This window comes from Streptomyces griseofuscus, assembly GCF_014673495.1.
GTDB lineage: Bacteria > Actinomycetota > Actinomycetes > Streptomycetales > Streptomycetaceae > Streptomyces > Streptomyces murinus.
Genome location: NZ_CP051006.1, coordinates 3,007,923 through 3,031,922, shown reverse-complemented (window position 1 = coordinate 3,031,922; position 24,000 = coordinate 3,007,923). Strand labels below are relative to the sequence as shown.

The 24,000-nt window shown below is 71.9% G+C and carries 21 protein-coding genes; 9 read left to right on the top strand and 12 right to left on the bottom strand.

Translation table 11 applies throughout. The features are described from left to right. Positions 1-11: 11 nt before the first annotated feature. Complete coding sequence (locus HEP81_RS13205) at positions 12-797, bottom strand: ABC transporter ATP-binding protein (RefSeq protein WP_037656483.1); 786 nt, start codon at positions 795-797, stop codon at positions 12-14. A gap of 80 nt (positions 798-877) precedes the next feature. Here HEP81_RS13205 and HEP81_RS13200 point away from each other — a divergent pair, with 80 nt between their 5' ends. From HEP81_RS13200 to HEP81_RS13185, 4 genes are all read left to right on the top strand, one after another. Further along, a complete protein-coding gene (locus tag HEP81_RS13200) occupies positions 878-1,513 on the top strand; it encodes a TetR/AcrR family transcriptional regulator (protein ID WP_037656482.1) in 636 nt (211 codons plus the stop codon). 241 nt (positions 1,514-1,754) lie between these two features. Next, positions 1,755-2,603 (top strand): 3-hydroxyacyl-CoA dehydrogenase family protein, encoded by an 849-nt coding sequence (locus HEP81_RS13195; RefSeq protein ID WP_037656480.1) that lies wholly within the window; start codon positions 1,755-1,757, stop codon positions 2,601-2,603. A gap of 170 nt (positions 2,604-2,773) precedes the next feature. Beyond that, positions 2,774-3,097, top strand: coding sequence for an STAS domain-containing protein (locus HEP81_RS13190; RefSeq protein WP_037656479.1), 324 nt, complete (start codon positions 2,774-2,776; stop codon positions 3,095-3,097). A 236-nt stretch (positions 3,098-3,333) separates the two neighbouring features. Next, a complete protein-coding gene (locus HEP81_RS13185) occupies positions 3,334-5,760 on the top strand; it encodes a hypothetical protein (RefSeq protein WP_037656478.1) in 2,427 nt (808 codons plus the stop codon). Between the two features lie 112 nt (positions 5,761-5,872). Here the strand turns inward: HEP81_RS13185 and nucS are convergent, their stop codons facing one another. Then, the gene (nucS, locus tag HEP81_RS13180) at positions 5,873-6,544 is read right to left on the bottom strand and encodes an endonuclease NucS (RefSeq protein ID WP_037656477.1); all 672 of its coding nucleotides are present in this window, start codon (positions 6,542-6,544) and stop codon (positions 5,873-5,875) included. 289 nt (positions 6,545-6,833) lie between these two features. On the opposite strand from nucS, the gene HEP81_RS13175 reads away from it, so the two are divergent. After that, a complete protein-coding gene (locus HEP81_RS13175; protein ID WP_037656476.1) occupies positions 6,834-7,226 on the top strand; it encodes an SCO5389 family protein in 393 nt (130 codons plus the stop codon). Positions 7,227-7,416: 190 nt separating this feature from the next. Here the strand turns inward: HEP81_RS13175 and HEP81_RS13170 are convergent, their stop codons facing one another. Continuing rightward, a complete protein-coding gene (locus HEP81_RS13170; protein ID WP_037656475.1) occupies positions 7,417-8,445 on the bottom strand; it encodes an LLM class flavin-dependent oxidoreductase in 1,029 nt (342 codons plus the stop codon). A gap of 219 nt (positions 8,446-8,664) precedes the next feature. Here HEP81_RS13170 and HEP81_RS13165 point away from each other — a divergent pair, with 219 nt between their 5' ends. Beyond that, positions 8,665-8,997: a hypothetical protein gene (locus HEP81_RS13165; protein WP_037656474.1), complete on the top strand. Its 333-nt coding sequence runs from the start codon at positions 8,665-8,667 to the stop codon at positions 8,995-8,997. Positions 8,998-9,009: 12 nt separating this feature from the next. Here HEP81_RS13165 and HEP81_RS13160 read toward each other — a convergent pair whose 3' ends face one another. The 7 genes from HEP81_RS13160 to mce form a co-directional block, all read right to left on the bottom strand. Further along, complete coding sequence (locus tag HEP81_RS13160) at positions 9,010-9,891, bottom strand: ABC transporter permease (protein WP_037656472.1); 882 nt, start codon at positions 9,889-9,891, stop codon at positions 9,010-9,012. After that, the gene (locus HEP81_RS13155; protein ID WP_037656471.1) at positions 9,888-11,210 is read right to left on the bottom strand and encodes an ABC transporter ATP-binding protein; all 1,323 of its coding nucleotides are present in this window, start codon (positions 11,208-11,210) and stop codon (positions 9,888-9,890) included. Before HEP81_RS13155 ends, HEP81_RS13160 begins: the two co-directional genes overlap by 4 nt. A 130-nt stretch (positions 11,211-11,340) precedes the next feature. After that, the gene (locus HEP81_RS13150; RefSeq protein ID WP_037656470.1) at positions 11,341-12,120 is read right to left on the bottom strand and encodes an ABC transporter permease; all 780 of its coding nucleotides are present in this window, start codon (positions 12,118-12,120) and stop codon (positions 11,341-11,343) included. Next, positions 12,117-13,070 carry an ATP-binding cassette domain-containing protein gene (locus HEP81_RS13145; RefSeq protein ID WP_037656468.1) on the bottom strand — a complete coding sequence of 318 codons (954 nt, stop codon included), beginning with the start codon at positions 13,068-13,070 and terminating at the stop codon, positions 12,117-12,119. Before HEP81_RS13145 ends, HEP81_RS13150 begins: the two co-directional genes overlap by 4 nt. A gap of 68 nt (positions 13,071-13,138) precedes the next feature. Next, the gene (locus tag HEP81_RS13140; RefSeq protein WP_037656466.1) at positions 13,139-14,074 is read right to left on the bottom strand and encodes a coiled-coil domain-containing protein; all 936 of its coding nucleotides are present in this window, start codon (positions 14,072-14,074) and stop codon (positions 13,139-13,141) included. 183 nt (positions 14,075-14,257) lie between these two features. Then, positions 14,258-18,241, bottom strand: coding sequence for a polarized growth protein Scy (gene scy, locus HEP81_RS13135; protein WP_037656465.1), 3,984 nt, complete (start codon positions 18,239-18,241; stop codon positions 14,258-14,260). A 207-nt stretch (positions 18,242-18,448) separates the two neighbouring features. Beyond that, the gene (mce, locus tag HEP81_RS13130) at positions 18,449-18,889 is read right to left on the bottom strand and encodes a methylmalonyl-CoA epimerase (RefSeq protein ID WP_037656464.1); all 441 of its coding nucleotides are present in this window, start codon (positions 18,887-18,889) and stop codon (positions 18,449-18,451) included. 149 nt (positions 18,890-19,038) lie between these two features. Between mce and HEP81_RS13125 the strand changes: the two genes are divergently transcribed. The 3 genes from HEP81_RS13125 (at position 19,039) to HEP81_RS13115 (ending at position 22,581) form a co-directional block, all read left to right on the top strand. After that, on the top strand, positions 19,039-20,238 hold the full coding sequence (locus HEP81_RS13125) for an acetyl-CoA C-acetyltransferase (RefSeq protein ID WP_037656463.1): 1,200 nt from the start codon (positions 19,039-19,041) through the stop codon (positions 20,236-20,238). Between the two features lie 39 nt (positions 20,239-20,277). Then, positions 20,278-21,234 carry a methylmalonyl Co-A mutase-associated GTPase MeaB gene (gene meaB / locus HEP81_RS13120; protein WP_037656461.1) on the top strand — a complete coding sequence of 319 codons (957 nt, stop codon included), beginning with the start codon at positions 20,278-20,280 and terminating at the stop codon, positions 21,232-21,234. 150 nt (positions 21,235-21,384) lie between these two features. Next, on the top strand, positions 21,385-22,581 hold the full coding sequence (locus HEP81_RS13115; protein WP_037656460.1) for an MFS transporter: 1,197 nt from the start codon (positions 21,385-21,387) through the stop codon (positions 22,579-22,581). 43 nt (positions 22,582-22,624) lie between these two features. Here HEP81_RS13115 and HEP81_RS13110 read toward each other — a convergent pair whose 3' ends face one another. Both HEP81_RS13110 and HEP81_RS13105 read right to left on the bottom strand, forming a co-directional pair. Beyond that, positions 22,625-23,101 (bottom strand): MarR family winged helix-turn-helix transcriptional regulator, encoded by a 477-nt coding sequence (locus tag HEP81_RS13110; protein WP_037656459.1) that lies wholly within the window; start codon positions 23,099-23,101, stop codon positions 22,625-22,627. Between the two features lie 92 nt (positions 23,102-23,193). Continuing rightward, entirely contained in the window at positions 23,194-23,955 is a 762-nt protein-coding gene (locus HEP81_RS13105; protein ID WP_051850207.1) for an AIM24 family protein, read from the bottom strand. Between the last annotated feature and the right edge of the window lie 45 nt (positions 23,956-24,000).

Sequence of the window (24,000 nt, the reverse complement as noted above, 5' to 3'; positions counted from 1 at the left end):
GCTCCTGGGGGCTATACGGCGACGGGGGCGTCGTCGGTGGGGGCGGGGGCGCGGCCTGTCACGGCCAGGAAGGTGTCCTGGAGGGTGGCGTCCAGGGAGCCGCCGTACCGCAGCTTGAGCGCGCCCGGTGTGCCCTCGGCGGCGACCGCCCCGCCGTCCACGATCACCAGGCGGTCGGCGAGGGCGTCGGCCTCGTCCAGGTAGTGGGTGGTCAGGAAGACGGTCGTACCGTGCTCGTCGCGCAGCCGGCGCACCAGGTCCCACAGGTCGGCGCGGCTGCCGGGGTCGAGGCCGGTCGTCGGCTCGTCCAGGAACAGCACCTTGGGGCGGTGGGTCAGGGCCATCGCGATGTCCAGGCGGCGGCGCTGACCGCCGGAGAGGGCCCCCGTTTTGCGGTCGAGGAGGCCGGTGAGGTCGAGGTCGCGGGCGAGTTCCCCGGCGCGGGCGGCGGCGTCGGCCCTGGACAGCCGGTAGAAGCGCGCCTGGGTGACCAGCTCCTCCCGGACGCTGATCCCTGGGTCGACGCCACCGGACTGGGCCACGTACCCGGAGGCCCGGCGCACTCCGGCCGGGTCGGTGACCAGGTCGTGCCCGGCGACGGTGGCGCTGCCGCCGGTCGGCTTCAGGAGGGTGGTGAGCATGCGCAGGGTGGTCGTCTTCCCGGCGCCGTTGGGGCCCAGGAACCCGAGGATCTCGCCCTCGTGGACGGTGAGGTCGACACCGCGTACGGCGTCGACCGGGCCGGCTTTCGTCTGGAAGGTGCGGGCGAGGTTCGCCGCGCTGATGACTGCTGCCATGCCCCACAGAAAAACAGAGTCCCTGAAAAATTGCAATGCCTCCAAGTTTTCATGGAGTGCAGCGAAGTTAGGATGCGGGCATGGCTGAGGGGCTCAGGGAGCGGAAGAAGCGGCAGACCCGGCAGTACATCTCCGATGTCGCCACGGGGCTGTTCATCGAGCGTGGCTTCGACGCGGTGACGGTCGCGGAGATCGCCGACGCGGCCAACGTCTCCGTCAACACCGTCTACAACTACTTCCCGGCCAAGGAGGACCTGTTCCTCGACCGCTCCGCGGGCATGGTCGACCGGCTCGCCCGCTGGGTCCGGGGCCGCGCCGAGGGCGAGTCCGCGGCGCAGGCGGTGCTGCGTGAGCTGCGGGACGAGGTCCGGGCGGTGTCCCCCCGGGTCGGCCTGTTCGCGGGCTACGCCGACTTCATGCGCGTGATCCAGGAGGCGCCGGTCCTGCGCTCCCGGCTCTGGGCGCTCGCCCAGCAGGTGGAGGCCAACCTGGAGCAGGTGCTGCGCGAGGAGACCGGGGCGGCCGAGGACGACGAGCTGCCGAGCCTGATGGCCGGTCAGGTCAGCTGGGTCTACGGCACGGCCATCCGGGTCATCGGCCGCGAGATGCTCAAGCGCCGCGAGCCGGGCGAGGTCTCCCGTGAGGTGCTGGCGCTGCTGGACGACATCGAGGAACTGCTGAGCGAGCGGGTGCTCATGTACGCGGTGCGCGGATAGGGCCAACGGGGCGGCACCGAAGGCTTTTTCGCGTGGCTCGAATGTAGCGCCGCGAACACGCACCGTGTCGACCGCCGTTCGGGCACCGCTCCGATCCCGGGGGGAAGTCGCCTTGATGTGACGTCCGTCAAATGAGACGTGACGCGCGTTACTTACTGGTCACACGGCCGCTTCGGAGCGCTATCGTCCGCCGAAGGCACACATGCCCATAGCGGGTAACAGCGGGAAGAGGGAGTCGGACGTGGCAGGGAAGCTCGCCGTCATCGGGGCCGGTCTCATGGGGTCCGGTATCGCTCAGGTCGCCGCGCAGGCGGGCTGGGAGGTCGTCCTTCGCGATGTCACCGACGAGGCGCTGGCGCGCGGCACCGACGGCATCAAGGCGTCGTACGACAAGTTCGTGAGCAAGGGCAAGCTGGACGCGGCCGACGCCGAGGCCGCGCTGGGCCGCATCACCCCGACCATCGACCTGGACGCCGCCGCGGACGCGGACGTCGTCGTGGAGGCCGTCTTCGAGAAGCTGGAGGTCAAGCACGAGATCTTCCGCGCGCTCGACAAGATCGTGCGCCCGGACGCCGTGCTCGCCTCCAACACCTCCGCCATCCCGATCACCAAGATCGCGGCGGCCACCGAGCACCCCGAGCGGGTCGTCGGCGTCCACTTCTTCTCGCCGGTGCCGATGATGAAGCTGGTCGAGCTGGTGCGCGGCTACAAGACGAGCGACGAAGCGCTCGCCACCGCACGGGAGTTCGCCGAGTCCGTCGGCAAGACCTGCATCGTCGTCAACCGCGATGTCGCCGGGTTCGTCACCACCCGCCTCATCTCCGCGCTCGTCGTGGAGGCCGTCAAGCTCTACGAGTCGGGCGTGGCGACCGCCGAGGACATCGACCTCGCCTGCAAGCTGGGCTTCGGGCACGCCATGGGCCCGCTCGCCACCACCGACCTGACCGGCGTGGACATCCTGCTGCACGCCACCGGGAACATCTACACCGAGTCCCAGGACGAGAAGTTCGCCCCGCCGGAGCTGATGCGCCGGATGGTGGATGCCGGTGACATCGGCCGCAAGAGCGGGCAGGGCTTCTACACGTACTGATCGGCGTACTGACGCGTTCCGTCACCGAGTTCACTCCCGGAGCATCACCCTCAGGGGTGAATTCGGTATCGGTTCGCTTACAAGCAGCAACCGCACCGCCACGCATTCAGTCAGACGGTGCACACCATTGATACGGAGTTGGCCACAACCGCACTCGACGGGGAGCGCATATGTACATCAGGGGCGACCACGCCGAGCTGGTCGTCGGGGGGCGCCTCGACGTCCGCAGCGCGGCGGACGCCCGTACGGCCCTGCACTCGGCCGTCGACGACGGCGCCGGCGACCTAGTGCTCGACCTGTCCGAACTGGACTCCTGGGACGCCACCGGGCTCGGTGTGATCATGGGTGCCCACCGGCGGGCCGGCCGCTGCGGGCGCCGCCTGGTGCTGCGCGGTGTACCGCCGCAGATGCAGCGCCTGTTGGTGGCCACCCGGCTGCACCGCATCCTCGCGATCGAGGGCGGTATCGGGGTGGAGTCGCTGCCCCGCGTGTGAGCCGGTGCCCGAGGGGCGCAAGCACACCGGACGGTCAATCCACGCCGGACCGTGACGTCTCGGACCGTGGGGCACCCCGCCCTGTCGTGGATACTGAGCGAAGGTTTAGGGTTCGGTCGCCCGCCCGACTCGCCACCCTCGACCGAGCGGGCCCGGACCGGAGCGACAGTGCGACGTGCGGCAGGCCGGGAGGGGCCGTAACACGAGCACACGACGCTTATGGGGGGCTTGAACCCATGGACCCGATCAGCCCTGGGCCTGAGGAGTACGGACACACGGGCGCCCGACGCCCGCCCCGGGACCCCCTCACCGCCGACTTCGGCCCGAGCACGCCCGCGCCCGCCCGCACGGCGCATCTCGTCACCGGCGATCTGCTGCTGACCGTCAACCCCGTGGACGGCAGCGAGATCGAGCCCTGCCCGCCGGCCCGCCGCCCGGGCAGTCCCCGCAAGCGCGGCGCCGCCGAGCGGGCCGAGGCCGAACGCGCGGCCCGGCCCCCGGTGCCCCCGGGGCCCGCCCAGCACCCGCTGCCCCTGCTGGAGCGTCAGGAAGTTCGGGAGCGGCTGGTACGGCTGCTCGCGCGCGGCCGTACCGTACGGCTCGCCGGCCCCGGCGGGTCCGGCCGCACCGCCCTGCTCGACCTGGTCGCCGAGGACTGCGCGGACCTCGCGCCCGACGGCGTGGTGCGCCTGTGCGGCATCCACCGCACCGCCGAGGACCTGCTGCACGACCTCTTCCACACCGTCTACGACGCCCCGGGGCACCGACCCGAACGCCTCGAACTGCGGGCGCCGCTCGCGGAGATCGGCGCGGTCGTCGTGGTGGACGACATCGAGTTCGGCGGCGCCGAGCTGGACGAGCTGCTGGAGGCCACGCCCGAGTGCGCCTTCCTGGTCTCCGCCACCCCGGACGTGCCCGCGCCGACCGCCGAGGCCGATGTCGAGGAGGTCTTCCTCGGCGGGCTCGACCGGTCCGGCGGGGTGGACATCCTGGAGCGCACGGCCGGGCGGGTGCTCACCGAGGAGGAGGCCAACTGGGCGGGCGACCTGTGGTTCGAGTCCGAGGGGCTGCCACTGCGGTTCGTGCAGGCGGGCGCGTTGCTGCGGCAGCGGGACCAACTCCGGGCCGAATCCGGGGCGGTGGACGAGTACGGCGTCTTCGAGGACGTACGGCCCGTGGTCAACCCGGCGCAGGAGTTCACCGACAGCGGTCCGCTGCCCTCGCTCGGCGAGGCTGCCGCGCCCGCGCCGCTGCTCGCCTCCCGGCTCAGCGCCTCCGCCCGCGCCACGCTGCGCTTCGCGGTCGCCCTCGGCGGTGAGGTCCCGCACCAGGCGCATCTGCCCGCGATGGTCGGCGACACCCACGCCGACGCGGCGCTCGGGGAGCTGGCGAGCTGCGGACTGGTCTCCCCGGCGGGCTCCCGGTACCGGCTCGCGGCGGGCGTGCGCACCCAGCTGGAGGCCGCGGGATACGGCGACGACGCACCGGAGCGGGCCCGTACCGCCGCCCAGCACTACGCCTGGTGGGCCGGGCATCCCTCGGTCACCCCGGAGCGGGTGAGCGCGGAGGCCGACGCGGTGCTCGCCGCGCTGGCCGCCGTGGTGCCGCCGGTCGACGGCAGCGACGACGGAGGGGCGGTCCAGCTGGCGCGCACCGCCGCGCCCGCGTTCGCCGCCGCGCTGCGCTGGAGCGCCTGGGAGCGGGCGCTGCGCAGCGGCGCGCAGGCCGCGCTGCACTCCGGCGAGGTGCCCGAACAAGCCTATTTCCACCATGAGTTGGGAATCCTCGCGCTGTGCGGGGGCCGGCTGGACCGGGCCCGCGCGGAGCTGGAGGCGTCGATCGGGCTGCGCGGCGCGCTCGCCGACAAGCGGGGCGCGGTCGCGGGGCGCAGGGCGCTGGCGCTGGTCGCGGACCGGGCGGGGGAGCTGCCCGGGCTGCCGGTGCCGGTGGTCGTGGGGGAGCCCGCGACGGAGCCGGTGCCCGCGCTGCCGTCCATGCTGTCGGTGCCCGCCGTGCCGGACACCCTGGTCACCCCGCGGATCGTGGCCGCGCCCGCCGCGAAGGGGCTCGGCCTACGGCGTCTGGCGCGCCGCAATCTGGTGGCGGCCGGCTCCGGCGCGCTGCTCGCGGCGGTGCTGGGCACGGTGGTGACGCTCGGCATGACGTCCCATGACAGCGACGACAAGAACCCGGCGGGACGGGCCGACCTCAACCCCTCCACCAGCCAGGACGCGGACGACCCGGCCACCGGCCCGGTCCCGGCGCAGGCACCGGGCACGGCCTCGCAGCCGGCCACGGGCCACCGTAGGCCCCCGGCCCCGGCGGGCACGTACGCCGAGACGGGCGCTCCGGTGCGGCCGTCGACGAGCCCCACGGCGGACCCGACCGGCCCGACGGGCTCCGGCACGGGCAGCGGTCCCGGCGGGGGGAGCGGCAGCGGGAGTACGTCCCCGGCGCCGACGAAGACCAAGCCGACGTCCCCGCCCCCGACCAAGCCGACACCGCCGACCACGCCCCCGACCTCGCCGACCGGTTCCACCACCCCGCCGACCCCGACGGGATCGCCCTCGGACTCCGCGAGCGACATGACGCCGTTCACCAAGGCGGCGTCCGAGGCGGCCGCCCCGGCGGACTCGGAACCGGCGGGCCAGGGGCAGATGTGAGAAACGGCGGTACCGATCGGCCCGAGGCCGGTTCGGTACCGCCGATCACCGTTGTACGGGCTGAGCGCCGCCGTCGCGGTGGAAGTGAGTGGGCGCGCGCTGCCGCCGACCCTCAGAACAGCCGCAGCTTGTCGTCCTCGATGCCGCGCAGGGCGTCGTAGTCCATGATGTGGCAGTCGATGCCCCGGTCGGTCGCGAGGACGCGGGCCTGGGGCTTGATCTCCTGGGCGGCGAAGATGCCGCGGACCGGAGCGAGGTGGGGGTCGCGGTTGAGCAGGTCGAGGTAGCGGGTCAGCTGCTCCACGCCGTCGATCTCGCCGCGCCGCTTGATCTCGATCGCGACCGTCCGGCCCTCGCCGTCGCGGCACAGGATGTCCACCGGGCCGATGGCCGTCATGTACTCGCGCCGGATGAGCGTGTAGCCGTCGCCGAGCGTCTCGATGCGGTCGGCGAGCAGCTCCTGGAGGTGCGCTTCCACGCCGTCCTTGATCAGACCCGGGTCCACACCCAGTTCGTGCGAGGAGTCGTGGAGGATCTCCTCCATCGTGATGATCAGTTTCTCGCCCGCCTTGTTGACGACGGTCCACACCCCTTCGTCCTCGCCCGCGCCCTCCTTCAGCGTGCAGGGCGGCGACATCCAGTTGAGGGGCTTGTAGGCCCGGTCATCGGCGTGGATGGAGACGCTGCCGTCCGCCTTGACCAGGATCAGGCGGGGCGCCGAGGGCAGGTGGGCGGTGAGCCGGCCGGCGTAGTCGACCGAGCACCGGGCAATGACGAGACGCATGGTCGGCAACGCTACTCGACACCCGCCGCCGTACGCGATTCGCCCGAGCCGCTCCCTGTGGATCGTCCCAGTTGTCACTGCTTTGTCCCTGGAAACTCTTGTTCATCCATGGCCGATTGTGGGTGCAACCCGACCGTTCCATATACGCATTCTGGTGGTGTGGTCACCGACCGTTGCCTACCGTAGAGAACGGGAGGTCGCGGTCCATGTACTCAGCGTGTTTTTCGGCGCCGAACTCCCTTTATCCGTCCGGCAACCCCTGTTCATCGGGGGTGCGAGAGGAGAACCCATGTCGCTCGACGTCTCACCGGCCCTACTCGACGCGGCCGAGCGAGGCGAGGTCGACGAAGCGGAATTCGTCGACTGCGTCCGGACCTCCCTGCCCTACGCATGGGAGATGATCAGCTCCCTGGTGGCCCAGCTGAAGGTGGACGGCGGTCCCTTCGCCGACAACCAGACGCCCCCGCCCAACGAGCAGGCCCGCGGCCAGCTGCTGCGCGCCCTCGCGAGTGACGCCATCCGCGGTGCGCTGCAACGGCACTTCGGCGTGCGGCTGGCCTTCCAGAACTGCCACCGGGTCGCGGTGTTCCCGCTGGACGCCTCGGTGGACGAGACGCTGACCCGCTTCACCTCGGTGCGGGCCCAGCTGCTGAACCAGTCGCCGGAGTTTCGGGACTGCTGACCCGCGGCCCCGGCACGCCGGGGCGGTGCGTCGCCTGCTTGCCGCTCCACCCGTGGGAGGTGCAATCGGTGCTGGGGCGGCAAGCCCCCCAGGTGGCTTGCCATTTGTACCTGTTCTGAACCTGCTCTGAACCTGTTCGTCCGTGATCCGACGTGACCCGACGTGATCCGCCGTGATTCGTTCGTGCGCGTCAGCGCAGCTGCGGGAGCACCTCGGCGCCCAGGCGCCGCAGGGTGTCCTCCGTCGCCGCGAGATCGCCGGAGCCCTCGACCAGCAGGGCGAAGCGGGAGATGCCCGTGCGCTCAGCGGTGGCCGCGAGCCGGTCGCCGGCGAGCCGCGGGGTGCCCACCGGGTGCAGCCCGCAGAGCAGTTCGGTGTAGGCGACCGGGTCGCGCATCGCGCGCTTGCGCCCGTCGACCGTCACATGCGCGTCGAGTCCCTGTTTCAGCCACCCCGGCATCGCCTTGAGCAGAGTCTCCGCCGCGTCCTGACGGCGGTCGGCGAGCTGGCAGACCCCGGCCGCTACATGCGCCGCATCCGCGATCTCCTCGGGCGTCCGCCCCGCCGCGCGGGCGCTGCGCCGCCACAGGGCGACCATCTCGGCCTTCTCCTCGTCGCCCGCGTGCATCCCGAGCAGCATCGGAAGCCCGCGCTCCGCGGCCAGCCGCACGCTCTTCGGCGAGGTGCACGCGACGACGACCTCCGGGCCCGGGGTGTCCGTCAGGGCCTGCGAGGGACGCGGTACGACGGGCACCTCACGGAACGCGAAACGCTCACCGGAGGCGCCGACGGCGGGCTCGCGCAGCCAGCGCAGCAGCAGATCGAGTGACTCGGGGAACCCGTTTTCGTACGCGTCGAGGCCGCTGCCGAACACCTCCAGGTCAATCCAGGGGCCACCGCGACCCACCCCGAGGGTGAACCGTCCGCCGCTCGTCAGATGCAGCAGCGCGGCCTGCTCGCCCAGGGCGACCGGGTGCACGGTGGGCAGTACGCTGACCGCGGTGCCCACCCGGATCCGGCGGGTGCGGCCGAGCAGCAGCGCGGCCAGGGTGACGGCGGACGGACAGGTGCCGTACGGCACGAAGTGGTGCTCGGCCAGCCACACCGAGTCCAGCCCGGCCTCCTCGGCGACCTCCGCCGAGCGGACCGCCCGGTGCAGGGCCTCCCCCTGGCCCTGGCCCGGGAACTGGGCGCCCAGCACAAAGCTTCCTACGTACATCACTTTCCCGCTTTCTCGGCTCCGACCCGAGCTCCCCCACCGGCATAACCGTCTGACACGTGCCAAGGACACGGCCTGGCAGGGTAATTTGCGGATTGTCTTCAGAATCGGCCGTTTCGGAGGGGGACTTGCGCCGGTTGGCGGCCTTCGGGTACCCCGTTGGGCGGCGCGTACGCTGGACGCAGCCCTTGCTTGCCGCCGAGCCCCGAGAGGTGTCCCGTGTCTCCCCGCCGCAACCGACCGAAGGCCGCCGACCCGTCCGGCCGCAGCGCAGAGGACGACCGCACCGGACGGTACGGCGGCTTCCAGTCCGCGGAGGACTGGCAGGGCGAGGAGTGGAACGTGCGCCATGTCGCGGGCGCGAGCGCCGAGGGCAAGACCTATCGCTGCCCCGGCTGCGACCAGATGATCCCCTCCGCGGTGCCGCATGTGGTGGCCTGGCCGGAGCACGCGGGCGTGGACGACCGCCGTCACTGGCACAAGTCCTGCTGGAACGCGCGAGACCGCCGCACCACACGGGTGCAGCGGTCTCGTAACGCGCCGAAGTTCTGAGCGGCCGGCCGGTCACACGTCCCGGTTGCGCAGCAGCGCGTACGCCCCCGCGCCGGCCACCGCGGCGAGCCCCAGCATGATCCACAGCGGGTCCCAGCCCCGGGGCCCGGAGCCGCTGAGCGTGCTGTCGTAGAAGACGCCGAGCTGGCTCGGGAAGCTGTACTCGAACAGGAAGTCGCGCACCGAGTGCAGCGACTCCGTGGCCATGAACAGGGCCAGCACCAGCGGGGCGAGCACCAGGCCGATCATGATGGTGATGCCGCCCGCGGAGTGCCGGATGATCGAGCCGACGAACAGCGCGAGCAGGCCGAGCAGCGCCATGTAGAGGCTCACGCCGACGGTGGCCTTGAGCCAGGCCCCGCCGGAGGGCGACTCCGTGCCGGAGCCGGACAGCATGGACGACTGCACCATCGCCACGAAGGTGACCGACACCAGGGACACCACGAAGGCGACCACGAAGAACACGATCGCCTTGGCTGCCAGCACCCGGCCGCGGCTCGGGCACGCCGTCATCGTCGTACGGATCATGCCGGTGCCGTACTCCGAGGCCGTGGTCAGCACGCCGAGCGTGATGACGCACATGTTGCCGACGAGCAGGCCGAAGAAGCCGAAGGAGAGCGGATTGGTGCCGCTCAGCGAGGATTCGCTGGCGTGCGCCGACACCAGCGCGCCGACCAGCAGGCCGATGCCCACGACCAGGAACACGAAGACACTGAGCGTCCAGATCGTCGAGCGGACCGACCTGATCTTCGTCCACTCCGAGGCCACCGCGTGCCCGAGGTGGGTGCGTACGACGGGGATCGGCGAGGTGTAGCCGGGGTACGAACCACCGGGCGCCGCCTGCCAGTCGGGCGCGCCGGGAGCCTGCGGCATCGGGGGCTGGTGGGTGCTCATCGGGCGTCCTCGGGCTGGTTCGTGTCGGCGGCGGGGGAGGAAGCGGGGGAGGAGGCGTCAGGCGTGGCGGTGGGAGCGGCGGCCGGGGCCGGGGGAGCGGCCGGGGCCTGCGCCTGCGGAGCCGGGGCCTGCGCGGCCGGGGCCTGGGGCGCCGGCTGGGCGTACGGGTTCGCGCCCGGGGCTCCCTGGCCCGCCGGGGCGCCGGGAGCGCCGTACGCGCCCGCCGGGGCGCCTCCGTACGGTCCCGCGGGCGCGCCGGGGCCGCCCGCCGGCATCGCGAAGGGCTGCCCGCCCTGCTGGGGCGGCGGCGGGGCGTACCAGCCGGGCTGGCCCTGCCCCGGCACCGGCATCGGCGGCTCGGCGCCGGGCGGCAGCGGCTGCTGGAGGCCCGCCTTCTGGTCGATGGTGGAGCGGTAGTCCACCGCGCCCTGGGTCATCCGCATGTACGCCTCTTCGAGCGAGGCCTGGTGCGGCGACAGCTCCCACAGCCGTACGCCCGCCTCGTGTGCGAGGTCGCTGATGCGGGGCAGCGGCAGCCCCATCACCCGCAGCGCGCCGTCCTGCTCCGGCAGCACATGGCCGCCGGCCCCGGTGAGCGCGGCGCCGAGCTTCTCGCGCAGCTGCGGCTCGGTGTCGGGGGTGCGCACCCGTGCGAAGTCGGCGGAGTTGGCGGAGATGAAGTCCGTCACGCTCATGTCGGCGAGCAGCTGGCCGCGCCCGATCACGATCAGGTGATCGGCGGTCAGCGCCATCTCGCTCATCAGATGGGAGGACACGAAGACCGTCCGGCCCTCCGCGGCCAGCGCCTTCATCAGGTTGCGCACCCAGAGGATGCCCTCGGGGTCGAGGCCGTTGACCGGCTCGTCGAAGAGCAGCACCTGGGGGTCGCCGAGCAGCGCGGCGGCGATGCCGAGGCGCTGGCCCATGCCGAGCGAGAAGCCCTTGGAGCGCTTCTTGGCGACGTCCTGGAGGCCGACCACGCCGAGCACCTCGTCCACCCGGCGGGCCGGGATGCCCGACAGCTGGGCGAGGCTCAGCAGATGGTTGCGGGCGGAGCGGCCGCCGTGCACGGCCTTGGCGTCGAGCAGCGCGCCGACCTGGCGGGGCGCGTTGGGCAGCCTGCGGTACGGGTGACCACCGATGGTCACCTGGCCGGACGTGGGGTTGTCCAGGCCGAGGATCATCCGCATCGTGGTGGACTTGCCCGAGCCGTTGGGCCCGAGGAAGCCGGTCACGGACCCCGGTCGCACCTGGAAGGAAAGGTTGTACACGGCCGTCTTGTCGCCGTACCGCTTCGTCAGGCCTACAGCCTCGATCATGCTCCGCACCCATCGGAAGGTTCAGGACAGCGGGGAACCGCCCCCGTAAGGGTTAGGAGGATAGCTGGGCGCTGACGGTTCCGCCCAAAGAAAAGTAAAGCTGAAGTAATACGCTGTGTGAACGTGACCTCTACTGCGCGTCCCGGTGCCTGAGCAGCGCATATCCTCCCGCGAGCGCGGCGATCACCCACAGCGCCATGATGCCGAGCCCGCCCCAGGGCCCGTACGGGGTGTCGTCGGGGCGCGGCACCGCCTGCATGATCCGGCTGCCGGCCTGATCGGGCAGGTACTGGCCGACCTTCTTGGTGGTGTCGACGGCGGCCAGGATGTTGGAGATCAGGAAGAAGAACGGCATCAGGATGCCGAGCGAGAGCAGCGGTGAGCGCAGCATGGTGGCGACGCCCATGGAGAACACCGCGATCAGGGTCAGATACAGCCCGCCGCCCACCACCGCGCGCAGCACCCCGGGATCACCGAGCCCGGCGCGATAGGGGCCGAGCATGGCCTGGCCGAGGAAGAACGTGGCGAAGCTCGTGACCATCCCGACGAGCAGGGCGAGCGCGCCCGCCACCGCGATCTTGCCGAACAGGAAGGTGCCGCGGCGCGGTACGGCGGCCAGCGAGACCCGGATCATGCCGGTGCTGTACTCGTTGGTGACGACCAGCACGCCGAACACGACCATGGCGAGCTGGCCGAGGGTCATCCCGGCGAAGCTGATGAAGGTCGGGTCGAAGGTCAGCCGCTCCTGGATCGGCAGCGAGTCGTACTGGTTCCGGGTCAGCGCGGCGATGAGCATGCCGATGCCGATGGTGACCACGACGGCGACCGAGAGGGTCCAGCCGGTGGACGACACCGACCGGATCTTCGTCCACTCGGACCGCAGGGTCTGCGTGACCCGGTCGCTCGTCATGCCGTACCCCCTTGCCGGTCGGCGCCCCAGTTCCCCGGGGCGGCCGCCGACTGCGCGTGGTACTCCACCGAACCCGCCGTCAGCCGCATGAACGCCTCCTCCAGGGAAGCCTGCCGGGGGCTCAGCTCATGCAGCACGATCCCGTGCCCCGCCGCCAGCTCCCCGATCTGCTCGGCCTTGTCGCCCTCCGCCTCCAGCGCCCCGTCCGCCGCCTCCACCGCGGTGACCCCGGCCTCGTGCAGCGCGTCCAGGAGCCGTTCGCGCTGGGGCGAGCGGACACGGACGTAACTGCGGGCGTGCCGCCGGATGAAGTCCGCCATGGAGGTGTCCGCGAGCAGCCGGCCCTGCCCGATCACGATGAGATGGTCGGCGGTCTGCGCCATCTCGCTCATCAGATGGGAGGACACGAAGACCGTCCGCCCCTGTGCGGCCAGTGATCTCATCAGATTGCGGATCCAGTGGATGCCCTCGGGGTCGAGCCCGTTCACCGGCTCGTCGAACATCAGGATCCGGGGGTCCCCGAGCAGCGCCGCCGCGATCCCCAGCCGCTGCGACATGCCGTACGAGAATCCCTTGGCCTTCTGCCGCGCGACGGCCATCAGCCCGACCGTCTCCAGCACCTCGCCCACCCGGGCGCGCGGGATGCCGTTGCTCTGCGCGAGGCACAGCAGATGGTTGTAGGCGCTGCGCCCGCCGTGCATCGCCTTGGCGTCCAGCAGCGCGCCGACACAGGTGAGGGGATCCGTCAGCTGCTCGTACCGGCTGCCGTCGATCCGCACATCACCGGCGGTGGGATGGTCGAGCCCGAGGATCATCCGCATGGTCGTGGACTTCCCGGCGCCATTGGGCCCGAGGAACCCGGTCACGATGCCGGGCCGCACGGTACATGTCAGACCATCGACGGCCACCTTCTCGCCGTACCGCTTGGTCAGCCCGTCCAGCTCGATCATGCCGCCACGCTAGAACGGGACAAAGCCCCCTGCCACTTGAAGCAGGGGGCTTTCGAAGGCGCGGAACCCTATCGGGTCTGCTGCGCCGGAACCCCACGAGAGACCGGCTCGTCCTCGCCCGTCGTGCCGGCGGCAGCCACCGCCGCGCCGGTCAGCGTCGCCAGCATCTCGCGCACGTTCGTCAGCTGGGCGTTGATGCTGTCGCGGCGGTTGGTGAGGGCCGCCAGCTCGCGCTCGGACTCGGAACGGATGCGGTCCGCCTTGGCGTTGGCGTCGGCCACGATGTCCTCGGCCTGGCGCTGAGCGGTCTCCACCGTCTGGCGGGCGCGGCGCTCCGCGTCGGTGCGCAGCTTCTCCGCCTCCAGACGCAGCTGCTCGGCGCGGTGCTCGATCTCCGCGAGCCGCTTCTCCGCCTTCTGCTGACGCGAGGCCAGGTCGCGCTCGGACTGCTCGCGGCGCTTGGCCAGGTTCGTCTCGAAGTCGGCGGCGGCCTGCGCGGCCTTGGCGCGGGTCTCCTCGAAGAGGGCGTCCGCCTCCTCACGCTTGGACTGCGCGTCCTTCTGCGCGTCGGCACGCAGCTGAGAGGCCTCGCCCTGGGCCTTCTCGACGATCCGGGCGCCCTCGTCCTCCGCCTTCGCCTTGCGCTCGGTGGCGTAGGACTCGGCGTCGTTCCGCACCTGCTGGGCGGCCGACTCGGCCAGCTCGCGGTGCTGTTCGGCCGCGCGGCGGGCCTCCTCACGCAGCTCCTTGGCCTCTTCCTCGGCCAGGCGCAGGATCTTCTCGACCCGAGCACCGAGACCCGCGTACGACGGCTCGGCGTCGCTGACCTGGGTCTGGGCGTTCTGCGTTTCGAGGTGCAGCTCCTCGATGCGCTTTTCCAGGGCGGTGATACGGGCGTTGGCCTGGTCACGTTGGGAGACGAGGTTGGAGATACGTTCGTCCACCTGAGCGCGGTCGTACCCACGCCGCACAAGCTCGAAGCCGTAGGGGGAAGTGTCGCTCATGGGGTTCCTGTCAAATGAGACCGGTGAGGTGATAGGGGGAATCCTAGGCGCCGAAGCGGTGTGTCATCGAGCGGATACGTGTTTGATCTGGAGAATGACACCTCTTTTGAGTGGCTGACCGTCAGAGGACTTGCCAATGAGCAGGGCAAAGCCCTCAGTCGACACCGAAACACCCCTCGGATGCTAGCTGTCTGACGACTTGCCACCCGATCGGGGGGCGCCGACCGTCGCGCTTGCCTTGGCCGAACCGTCCTTGCCCGCACCCGGCGTCTCGAAGGACTCCAGCGCGTCCAGCACATCCTGGACACGGGAGATCTCGGCGTTGATGTCCGAGCGCCTGCGCACCAGGACCTCCAGCTCGCGCTTGCCCTCCTCGACCGAGCGCCGCGCCTCCTGGATCGCCTCCGCCTTGAGCTCCTCGGCCTCCTTGACCAGCCGCGCCTTCTTCTGCTCGGCCTCCTTCAGCAGGCCCTCCGCCTTCTTGACGGCCGCGATGCGCACCTTGCCCGCCTCGGAGTCGGCGTCCGAGAGCATCTCCTTCGCCTTCGCCTGGGCCTTCTCCAGCTGCTCCTCGGCGGCCTTGATGAGTGCGTCGCAGCGGTCGCCGGTGGACTTCATCGTCTCGGCGGCCTCGCGGCGGGCCCGGCTGTGCAGCTCCTCGATCTCGGCGGTGACCCGCTCGCGCAGCTCCTCCGCCCGCTCCCGGATCGCGGTCGCGTCCCGGCGGGCGCCCACCAGCAGCTCGTCCGCGTCCGTCCGGGCCTTCTCCACCAGGGAGTTGCCCTCGATGGTCGACTCGGAGACGATCCGCTCGGCCTCGCTGCGGGCCGCGCCCACCATGCTGTCGGCCTGCGCCTCGGCGTCCGCCGTGGTCTTCAGCGCCTGCTGCTGCGCCTCGGTGAGCAGCTTGTCGGCCTCCGCCGTGGTCTCGCCGATGAGCTTGTCGACCTGCTCGGCCGCCTCCGAACGCCGCTTGTTGGCGTCCTGGCGGGCCTCGTCCAGTGTCCGCTCGGCCTCCTCGCGCGCCGTACCGAGGAGCCGCTCGGCCTCCGCCGCCGCGTCCGCCTTGACCCGCTCGGCCTCGGCCCGGGTCCGCTCGGCGTGCGCCTGCGCGGAACCCACGGTCTCGGCGGCCTCGGCCCGCAGCCGCTCCGCCTCCGTGCCGGCCTCGCCGACCAGCTGGTCCGCGGCGGCCCGCGCCTCGGCCCGCACCCGCTCGGCCTCGGCGACGGACTCCGTGCGCACCCGCTCCGCCTCGGTCACGGACTCCGTGCGCACCCGCTCGGCCTCCGCCACGGACTCCGTGCGCACGCGCTCGGCCTCGGCGGCGGTCTCCGTCCGGAGCCGCTCCGCCTCCGCGACCGTCTCCGTCTGGAGGAGTTCGGCCTCCTTGCGGGCCTCCGTGATGAGCGTGTCGGCCTGCGTCGCCGCGTCCGAACGGATGCGGTTGGCGTCCTCACGGGCGTCCGCCCGGGTCCGCGCCGCCGCCTGGTCGGCCTCCGCCAGCGCGTCGGACGCCTCGGTACGCACCCGCTGCGCGTACTCTCCCGCGTCCGAACGCAGCCGCTCGGCCTCCGCCGCCGCTTCCGCGAGGGTGCGCTCGGCCAGCTCCCGGGCCGCCGCGGACTCCTCCTGCGCCTCCTGCCGCAGCCGCCCGGCGTCCTCGCTCGCCCGCTCCCGCTCGGCGTGCGCGTCGGCCCGCAGCCGCTCGGACTCCTCCTCGGCCTCCCGCTTCGTACGCTCCGCCGCGTGCTCGGCGGCCGAGCGCAGCCCGGTGATCTCCTCCTGCGCCTGCTCGTGCAGCCCGGCGACGGAGTCCCGCACCTGCTGCGCGTGCTGCTCGGCGGCGGACACCATCTCACCGGCCCGCCGCTCGGCCTCCTCGACCAGACGGACCGCCTCGGCCTGCGCGTCCTCGACCCGCTTGCGCGCCGAGGCCAGCAGCTCCTCGCTCTGCTCGCGGGCCCGCCGGCGCTCCTCCTCGGCCTCCTCGCGGGCCGCGCCCAGCAGTTCCTCGGCCTCGCGGCGGCGCCGGGCGGCCTCCTCCTGCGCGGCGGCCAGCGTCTCGGACGCCTCGGCGGCCAGCCGCTCGGCGGCGGACTGCGCCTCCGCGCGCATCCGGTCGGCGCTCTCCTGCGCCTCCGTCTTCAGCCGCTCCGCCTCGGCCGCGGCCTCACCACGCAGCCGTACGGCGATGGCCTCGCCCTCGGCGCGGGACGCGGACGCGTCGGCCGCCGCCTCGTCGCGCAGCCGCTCCGCCTCGGTCTCGGCCTGCTCCTGGAGCGCCCGGATCCGCTCGGCGGCCTCGGTACGCAGCCGCTCCGCCTCCTCGGCGGCTTCCTTGCGGATCCCCGTGGCCTCCTCGCGGGCCTCGGTGAGCGCCTGCTCGGCCGAGGTGAGCCGCTCCTGCGCCTCGGTCCCCAGCCGGGTCAGCTCCTCGGCGGCCTCCGCGCGCCGCGCCTCGACCGCCTTGTCGGTCTCCTCGCGCAGCTCCAGGGCCGCCTTCTCGGCGTCCGCCCTGACGGACTCGGCCCGCTCGTCGGCCTCGGTGCGCAGTCGCTCGGCCTCCGCGCGGGCGCGCTCCAGGGTCTCCTCGGCCTGCCGGCGCAGCGCCGTGGCGCGCTCGATGGCCTCGGTGCGGACCTTCTCGCTGTCGGCGGTCGCCTTCTGCCGCAGCTCGTCGGCGTCCGCCTTGGCCTTGGCCAGCAGCTCCTCGGCGGACTTGGCCGCCTCCTCGATCTTGGTGACCGACTCCCGGCGCGCCTCCGCGCGGATCGACTCGCCCTCGGCCACCGCGTCGGAGCGCAGCTGCTCGGCCTCGCCGCGCAGCCGGCGGGCCTCCTCCTGGAGCTCGACCGTCTTGGCGCGGTACTCCTCGGTGTCGTCCTTCGCCGCGCCCTTGAGCTCCTCGGCGATGTCATGCGCCTCGGCCCGCAGCCGGTCCGCCTCGGCCTCGGCCTCCTTGCGGATCCGCTCGGCCTTCTCGGCCGCCGCCCTGGTGGTCCGCTGGGCGTCCTCCGACGCCTTGTTGAGGACCTCCTCGGCGGTCCTGGCCGCCTTGGACAGCTGGGTCGCGGTCTCCTCGGCGGTGGCCGTACGGGCCTTCTCCGCGGCCTCGGCGAGGATCTTCTCCGCCTCGGCGCGCGCGTCCGCCACCAGCTGCTCGGCGTCCGAACGGGTGGCCTCGGCCTCCTTCGTCGCCTCCCCGACCAGCCGCGCGACCTGCTCCTTGGCGGTGCGGGTGCGGGTCTCGTTGGCGGCCTCGGCGCTCGCCAGCTTCTTGGCGGCGGCCTCCTCGGCCTCGGTGACCAGCTTCTCGGCCTCGGACTGCGCCTTGCGCAGCGCCTCCTCCGCCTCGGCCATCTGCTTCTCGGCGGCCCGGCTCAGCTCGCTCGCCTGCCGGCGGGCGGCGTCCGACTCGGTCGCCGTGGTGGTGCGCAGCCGCTCGGCGTGCTCGGTGGCCTCCTGCGCCTGCGTGGACGCGGCGTTCAGCAGCCGCTCGGCGTCGGTACGGGCCCGGCGCAGGATCTGCTCGGCCTCGGAACGGGCCTCCTCGGCCTCGCCGCGCAGCCGGTCCCGGGCCTCCCGGGTCAGCCGCTCGGCCTCCGCGCGGGCCGCGGCCATCGCCTGCTCGGCCTCCGCGCGCGACTCGTCGAGGAGTCGGCGGGCCTGCTGCTCGGTACGGGCGCGCAGCTGCTCGGCCCACGCCACGTTCTCGTTGACGTGCGACTCGACGGTCGCCCTGCGCTCGGCCAGCTCCTGGTCGAGCTGCTGGCGCCGGGTCACCGCCTCCTGGTGCAGCTCGGCCTGGAGCCGCGCGGCCTGCTCGGCGTGCTCCTGGAGGATCCGCTGGGTCTGCGCGCGGACCTGGCTCAGCTCACGCTCGGCGTCCTGCCGCAGCTGCTCCGCCTGCATCTGGGCGTTGCGGAGCAACTGTTCGGCCTGGTAGCCGATGTCGCCGCCGTCGAAGGCGGGACGGGTCATCAGGGTGCGGCGCGCCTCGTGCAGCTTGGCGCGCAGCACCTCGACCTGGTAGCCGAGGTCCTCGGCGTGCTGGATCGCCTTCTCCCGCTCGGTCCTCAGCCGCTTCATATCGGCCTCGAACCGAGAGAGGTGGTCGACGTCGTCAGCCGCCGGCTCTCGCTCCTGGCTCTCGTAGCCCCGCACTGCGCGGTCCCATCCGTCCCCTGGTCAGCTTCTCCAACGAGCCACGTCCAACCGCCGAACGGGGCCCCCGGGGAAATGGTGTCAGATCCACGGCGGAGCACGGCCTGCTGCCCCGACGCACGTCCCCCGAAACCCGGACCCCGGCATGCGGCCGCCCCGGTTCGCGGGACGACCGCCCCCAACCCTACCGGCCCTTATGTACGGCGGTCAGTGCTCGGGAGACTCAACAGGCGCCGAAGTCACCAGTTCTGTGAGGACACCATGGCAGTCCTTGGGGTGCAGGAAGGTGATCCTGGAGCCCATGGAACCGCGTCGCGGCTCGTCGTAGAGCACCCGTACGCCCTTGCCCCGGATGTCCTCGGAGTCGGCGTCGACGTCCGCCGTGCCGAAGGCGATGTGATGCACGCCCTCGCCGTTCTTGGCCAGCCACTTGCCGACCGCGGAGTCCTCGCGGGTCGGCTCCAGGAGCTGGAGGTAGGAGGCGCCGCCGTCCGAGGTCTCGTTGATCTTGAGCATGGCCTCGCGCACGCCCTGTTCCTCGTTGACCTCGGTGTGGAACACCTCGAAGCCGTAGGTGGCCCGGTAGAACTCGACAGTGGCGTCGAGGTCGTGGCAGGCGATCCCGATGTGGTCGATTCGCGTCAGCATGGTTTCAGTGCAGCGCCACGGCGGTGGTTACGCAACGTGCGCGCGATCACACCGACAGGGCGATGACGGCACTGAGTGACTCTCAGTACATTCGATGTAAACCCTCGTTCACTCCTCGGCTCTGCGTAGCTGGAAGGGGATCGCACCTCATGTCTTCTGGAACGAACAGCTCGGTGATCGTCGCGGGCGCCCGTACGCCCATGGGGCGGCTGCTGGGCTCGCTGAAGTCCTTCTCCGCGGCCGACCTGGGCGGTTTCGCGATCAAGGCGGCCCTGGACCGCGCGGGCATCGGCGGTGACCAGGTGCAGTACGTGATCATGGGCCAGGTGCTCCAGGCCGGCGCGGGCCAGATCCCGGCCCGCCAGGCGGCCGTCAAGGGCGGCATCCCGATGAGCGTCCCGGCCCTCACCGTCAACAAGGTGTGCCTGTCCGGGCTCGACGCGATCGCCCTGGCCGACCAGCTGATCCGCGCCGGCGAGTTCGACATCGTCGTGGCGGGCGGCATGGAGTCCATGACCAACGCGCCGCACCTGCTGCCCAAGTCCCGCGAGGGCTACAAGTACGGCTCGATCGAGATGATCGACTCGATGGCGCACGACGGTCTGACCGACTCGTTCGAGGCCATCGCCATGGGCGAGTCCACCGAGCACCACAACACCCGGCTCGGCATCGGCCGCCTGGCGCAGGACGAGATCGGCGCCCTGTCCCACCAGCGGGCCGCCGCCGCGCAGAAGAACGGCGTGTTCGAGGCGGAGATCACCCCCGTGGAGATCCCGCAGCGCAAGGGCGACCCGATCCTGTTCAGCAAGGACGAGGGCATCCGTGCCGACACCACCGTGGAGACCCTGGGCAAGCTGCGCCCGTCCTTCACCAAGGACGGCACCATCACCGCCGGTACCTCCTCGCAGATCTCCGACGGCGCCGCCGCCGTGGTCGTGATGAGCAAGGCCAAGGCGGAGGAGCTGGGCCTGGAGTGGCTCGCCGAGATCGGCGCGCACGGCAATGTGGCGGGCCCGGACAACTCGCTGCACTCCCAGCCGTCCAACGCGATCCTCAACGCCCTCAAGAAGGAGGGCAAGGAGGTCGCCGACCTCGATCTGATCGAGATCAACGAGGCCTTCGCCTCCGTCACCGTGCAGTCAATGAAGGACCTCGGTGTGTCCACGGAAAAGGTGAACGTCAACGGCGGCGCGATCGCGCTCGGCCACCCGATCGGCATGTCCGGCGCCCGCCTCGTGCTCCACTTGGCGCTGGAGCTCAAGCGCCGGGGCGGCGGCATCGGAGCGGCCGCGCTGTGCGGTGGCGGCGGCCAGGGTGACGCGCTGATCGTGCGGGTACCGAAGGCCTGAGCCCTTCCGTCAGGTCGGTGAAGTGAACGGAGCTGTGCGATGCAGGACGTCTCCTCTCTGGTGGACCAGGCCAGGGAAGGCAGGCCGCGGGCCGTGGCCCGGCTGATCTCCCTGGTGGAGGGGGCGTCCCCGCAGCTGCGGGAGGTCATGGCGGCGCTGGCCCCGCTGACCGGCAACGCCTATGTGGTGGGCCTGACCGGCTCACCGGGCGTCGGTAAATCGACCTCCACCTCCGCGCTCGTCACGGCGTACCGCAAGCAGGGCAAGCGGGTCGGCGTCCTCGCCGTCGACCCGTCCTCGCCCTTCTCCGGCGGCGCCCTGCTGGGCGACCGGGTGCGCATGTCGGAGCACGCCTCCGACCCCGGCGTCTACATCCGCTCCATGGCGACCCGGGGCCACCTCGGCGGCCTCGCCTGGTCCGCCCCGCAGGCGATCCGCGTGCTGGACGCGGCGGGCTGCGACGTGGTCCTGGTCGAGACGGTGGGCGTGGGCCAGTCCGAGGTGGAGATCGCCGCCCAGGCGGACACCAGCGTGGTGCTGCTGGCCCCGGGCATGGGCGACGGCATCCAGGCCGCCAAGGCGGGCATCCTGGAGATCGGCGACGTCTACGTCGTCAACAAGGCGGACCGGGACGGCGCCGACGCCACCGCCCGCGAGCTGAACCACATGCTGGGCCTCGGCGAGGCCCGCCGCCCCGGCGACTGGCGGCCGCCGATCGTGAAGACGGTCGCCTCCCGCGCCGAGGGCGTGGACGAGGTGGTCGAGGCGCTGGAGAAGCACCGCGCCTGGATGGAGGAGCACGGGGTCCTCACCGAACGCCGGCGCGTCCGCGCGGCCCGCGAGGTGGAGAGCATCGCGATGACGGCGCTGCGGGAGCGCATCGGCGATCTGCACGGCGACCGCCGCCTCGACGCCCTCGCGGAGCGGATCGTCGCGGGCGAACTCGACCCGTACCGCGCCGCCGACGAGCTGGTGGCGGGGATCACCCAGGGCTGAGCCTGGCCAACTCCGGGCGCCTGCGGCTAACTTGTCCTGCGTGTTCCTCCTCTTGGCATAGGGCCCGCCCCGCACGCGACGCCGTGACCTCTCCGGCGCTCGCGTGCCTCGGCATGCCCTTTTCCCGCCTCTGTCAGAGGAACTTCCCGCATGTCCACGCATGCTCCCGTGCGGCCTTCGTACGCCGCCGTGCTGCGCCTTCCGGGCGCCCGCCGCGCCTTCACCGCGGCCCTGACCGCCCGTCTCTCCTACGGCACCGTGTCCCTCGCGGTGATGCTGTCCGTCACCCGCGCCACCGGCTCCTATGCCGTCTCCGGGACGGTGATGTCCCTGTTCGGCGCCGCGTCGGTCTTCCTGATGCCGGTGCGCGGCGCCCTGATCGACCGGCACGGACCGCGCCGCGCCCTCGCACCCATGGCGCTGCTGTACGGCGCCCTGCTGACCCTGCTCGCCGCCCTGACCTGGCGTCCCGGCGCGCCGGTGGCCCTGCTCGCCGCGGTCGCGGCACTCGCCGGCGCGTGCACGCCGCCGCTCGGGCCGACGATGCGCGCGCTGTGGGCCGAACTCGCCCCCGACCGGCATCTGTTGCAGCGTGCCTACAGCCTCGACGGCGTCGCCGAGGAACTGCTCTTCGTCTCCGGGCCGGTCCTGGTCGGTGTCCTGACCGGGTTCGCCCCGCCGGCCACCGGGATCCTGCTCAGCGCGCTGCTGATCGTGGCCGGCACCGGGGTGTTCGTCGCCTCACCGGTGCTGCCGGGTCCCCGGCCCGCCACCCGGGGCGCGCGGCCCGGGGGAGTCTCCGGTCTGCTCGCCCCCGCCGCCGTCGCCCTGTGCGTCGGACTGACCCTCAGCGGGGTGGACCTGCTGACCATGGCCTACGCCTCCGCGCACGCGTACGACACCGATCTCGTGCCGTGGGTCCTCGGGGCGCTGTCCGCGGGCAGCGCGCTGGGGGGCCTCGCGAACGGGGCGGTGCGGTGGACGGCGCCCGCCCGCACCCGGCTGGTGCGCTTCTCGGTGGCCCTGGGCCTGGTCGTCGCGGTGGCGGGCCTCGCGCCCGACCTCTGGATGCTCACCGCCGCGCTGGCCCTGGCCGGGGTCTTCGTCGCGCCGACCCTGACGACGGCGTACCTCGCGGCCGACGAGTCCGTGACCGCCGAGTCCCGTACACAGGCCGGGGCGTGGGTCAACATGGGGGTGAACGCGGGCAGTTCGGCAGGGGCGCTGGCGACGGGGCTGCTGATCGGCCGGGTACCGCTGGGGGTCTGCTTCCTGGTGGCCGGCAGCACGGCTCTGGCGTCCGCCGTCATGGCCGGGGCCGGTGGCCTGTCGCCGCGTCGTGCCTGATCGCGCGGTCCCGCGCCCCTCTCGGGGCGCGGGACCGCGCTGCCTAGGGGCGCCCCCGCTGTCCCCGCAGGTGTTCCGCGATCGGCTTCAGTGCCTTGTCCAGCTCCACCAGGGCCTCCGGTGAGAGCAGGTCGATGAAGTGCCGGCGCACCGAGGACACATGGTGCGGCGACACCTTCTTCATCGTCTCCATGCCGTGCTCCGTGAGCACCGCGTACAGCCCCCGCCGATCCGATTCACAATTCTCGCGGCGCACGAGGTCCGCGTTCTCCATCCGCGTGATCTGGTGCGAGAGCCGGCTCTTGGACTGGAGCGTGGCGGAGGCGAGGTCGCTCATCCGCATCCGCACGTCCTCCGACTCGGACAGGTTCACGAGGATCTCGTAATCGTTCATCGTCAGGCCGAACGGCTGCAAATCCTTCTCCAGCTGGTACGTCAACAGCCTGTTGACCTCCAGGTGGGTGCGCCAGGCGCACTGCTCCGCATCGGTCAGCCAGCGCGTGGCCGTTTCGGTCTCCATGAATGAAGTCTACCTAAGAAGTTGAATGGCGAACTACTTCGGGTGGTGTGACTGTGCGCACGCGTTCGACGTCACACTCCGCAGACTACCGCTCACAGCCCGAAGCGACGCTGGAGGTCCCCCAGCTGTCCGGGAAGACGCGGTGCACCGGGTGGTTGCGGACCGTGTCCGGGCCGCCCCGGTACGCCACCGCCCGGAGTGCCCGGATCGGACGGTACGACCCCCGTGTCGGCCTCCGCCATCAGCGCCTCCGAGGACTGGAGCAGCACGGTCCCGGCGCCCACGAACTCGAACTGGTGCTCCTCCCCGGAAACCCCGCCCAGGCCCGTCATCGCACGGAGTCCGCCCAGTACACCGGTCAGGTACCCATGGTCGTAGTGATGGCACGGGGAGGGGCAGTCGGCCCAGCCGACGAGTGCCTGGGGATCCACCCGCAGGGGAGGCTCCATGAACACCACCGGTCCGTTGGACGCGGCCACGAATCTTCCGGTTCCGATGAGGGTCAGAAAACCCGGCACGATCGATTGTTTGAGCGCAAGACTTGGCTGAAAAGCGAGCAGATTGCCCGCGCGAATGGTCAAGTTCCCGTCGTCCAGGTCGTACGAGTTGACGTCGAAGGCCCGGTCGGCGAGCAGCATCTTGCCCGAGCCGCTCGCCACGACCCAGTCGCTCGCGTGCAGTGGCGAATGGAACGAGGTGCGCACCAGATGGTCGAGCCGGCCGTGTCCAATGCCGTTGAACTCGATCGCCCCGTAGTAGGCGATCATCTTCCCCTTCTGGAGGAACCACTGCCCGTCCTTGAGCTCGACGCAGAACGTGTAGCTGTTCACGTTGTCGTCGACGGGCAGGGTCATCGGGTCGTACACCACCGGGCCGCCGGGGCCGGCGGTGCCGTAGGT

Coding starts and splice junctions, on each gene's coding strand:
- HEP81_RS13205 (WP_037656483.1), bottom strand. CDS start 797: ATGGCAGCAGTCATCAGCGCGGCGAACCTCGCCCGCACCTTCCAGACG.
- HEP81_RS13200 (WP_037656482.1), top strand. CDS start 878: ATGGCTGAGGGGCTCAGGGAGCGGAAGAAGCGGCAGACCCGGCAGTAC.
- HEP81_RS13190 (WP_037656479.1), top strand. CDS start 2,774: ATGTACATCAGGGGCGACCACGCCGAGCTGGTCGTCGGGGGGCGCCTC.
- HEP81_RS13185 (WP_037656478.1), top strand. CDS start 3,334: ATGGACCCGATCAGCCCTGGGCCTGAGGAGTACGGACACACGGGCGCC.
- nucS (WP_037656477.1), bottom strand. CDS start 6,544: ATGCGTCTCGTCATTGCCCGGTGCTCGGTCGACTACGCCGGCCGGCTC.
- HEP81_RS13175 (WP_037656476.1), top strand. CDS start 6,834: ATGTCGCTCGACGTCTCACCGGCCCTACTCGACGCGGCCGAGCGAGGC.
- HEP81_RS13170 (WP_037656475.1), bottom strand. CDS start 8,445: ATGTACGTAGGAAGCTTTGTGCTGGGCGCCCAGTTCCCGGGCCAGGGC.
- HEP81_RS13160 (WP_037656472.1), bottom strand. CDS start 9,891: ATGAGCACCCACCAGCCCCCGATGCCGCAGGCTCCCGGCGCGCCCGAC.
- HEP81_RS13155 (WP_037656471.1), bottom strand. CDS start 11,210: ATGATCGAGGCTGTAGGCCTGACGAAGCGGTACGGCGACAAGACGGCC.
- HEP81_RS13150 (WP_037656470.1), bottom strand. CDS start 12,120: ATGACGAGCGACCGGGTCACGCAGACCCTGCGGTCCGAGTGGACGAAG.
- HEP81_RS13145 (WP_037656468.1), bottom strand. CDS start 13,070: ATGATCGAGCTGGACGGGCTGACCAAGCGGTACGGCGAGAAGGTGGCC.
- HEP81_RS13140 (WP_037656466.1), bottom strand. CDS start 14,074: ATGAGCGACACTTCCCCCTACGGCTTCGAGCTTGTGCGGCGTGGGTAC.
- mce (WP_037656464.1), bottom strand. CDS start 18,889: ATGCTGACGCGAATCGACCACATCGGGATCGCCTGCCACGACCTCGAC.
- HEP81_RS13125 (WP_037656463.1), top strand. CDS start 19,039: ATGTCTTCTGGAACGAACAGCTCGGTGATCGTCGCGGGCGCCCGTACG.
- meaB (WP_037656461.1), top strand. CDS start 20,278: ATGCAGGACGTCTCCTCTCTGGTGGACCAGGCCAGGGAAGGCAGGCCG.
- HEP81_RS13115 (WP_037656460.1), top strand. CDS start 21,385: ATGTCCACGCATGCTCCCGTGCGGCCTTCGTACGCCGCCGTGCTGCGC.
- HEP81_RS13110 (WP_037656459.1), bottom strand. CDS start 23,101: ATGGAGACCGAAACGGCCACGCGCTGGCTGACCGATGCGGAGCAGTGC.
- HEP81_RS13105 (WP_051850207.1), bottom strand. CDS start 23,955: ATGACCCTGCCCGTCGACGACAACGTGAACAGCTACACGTTCTGCGTC.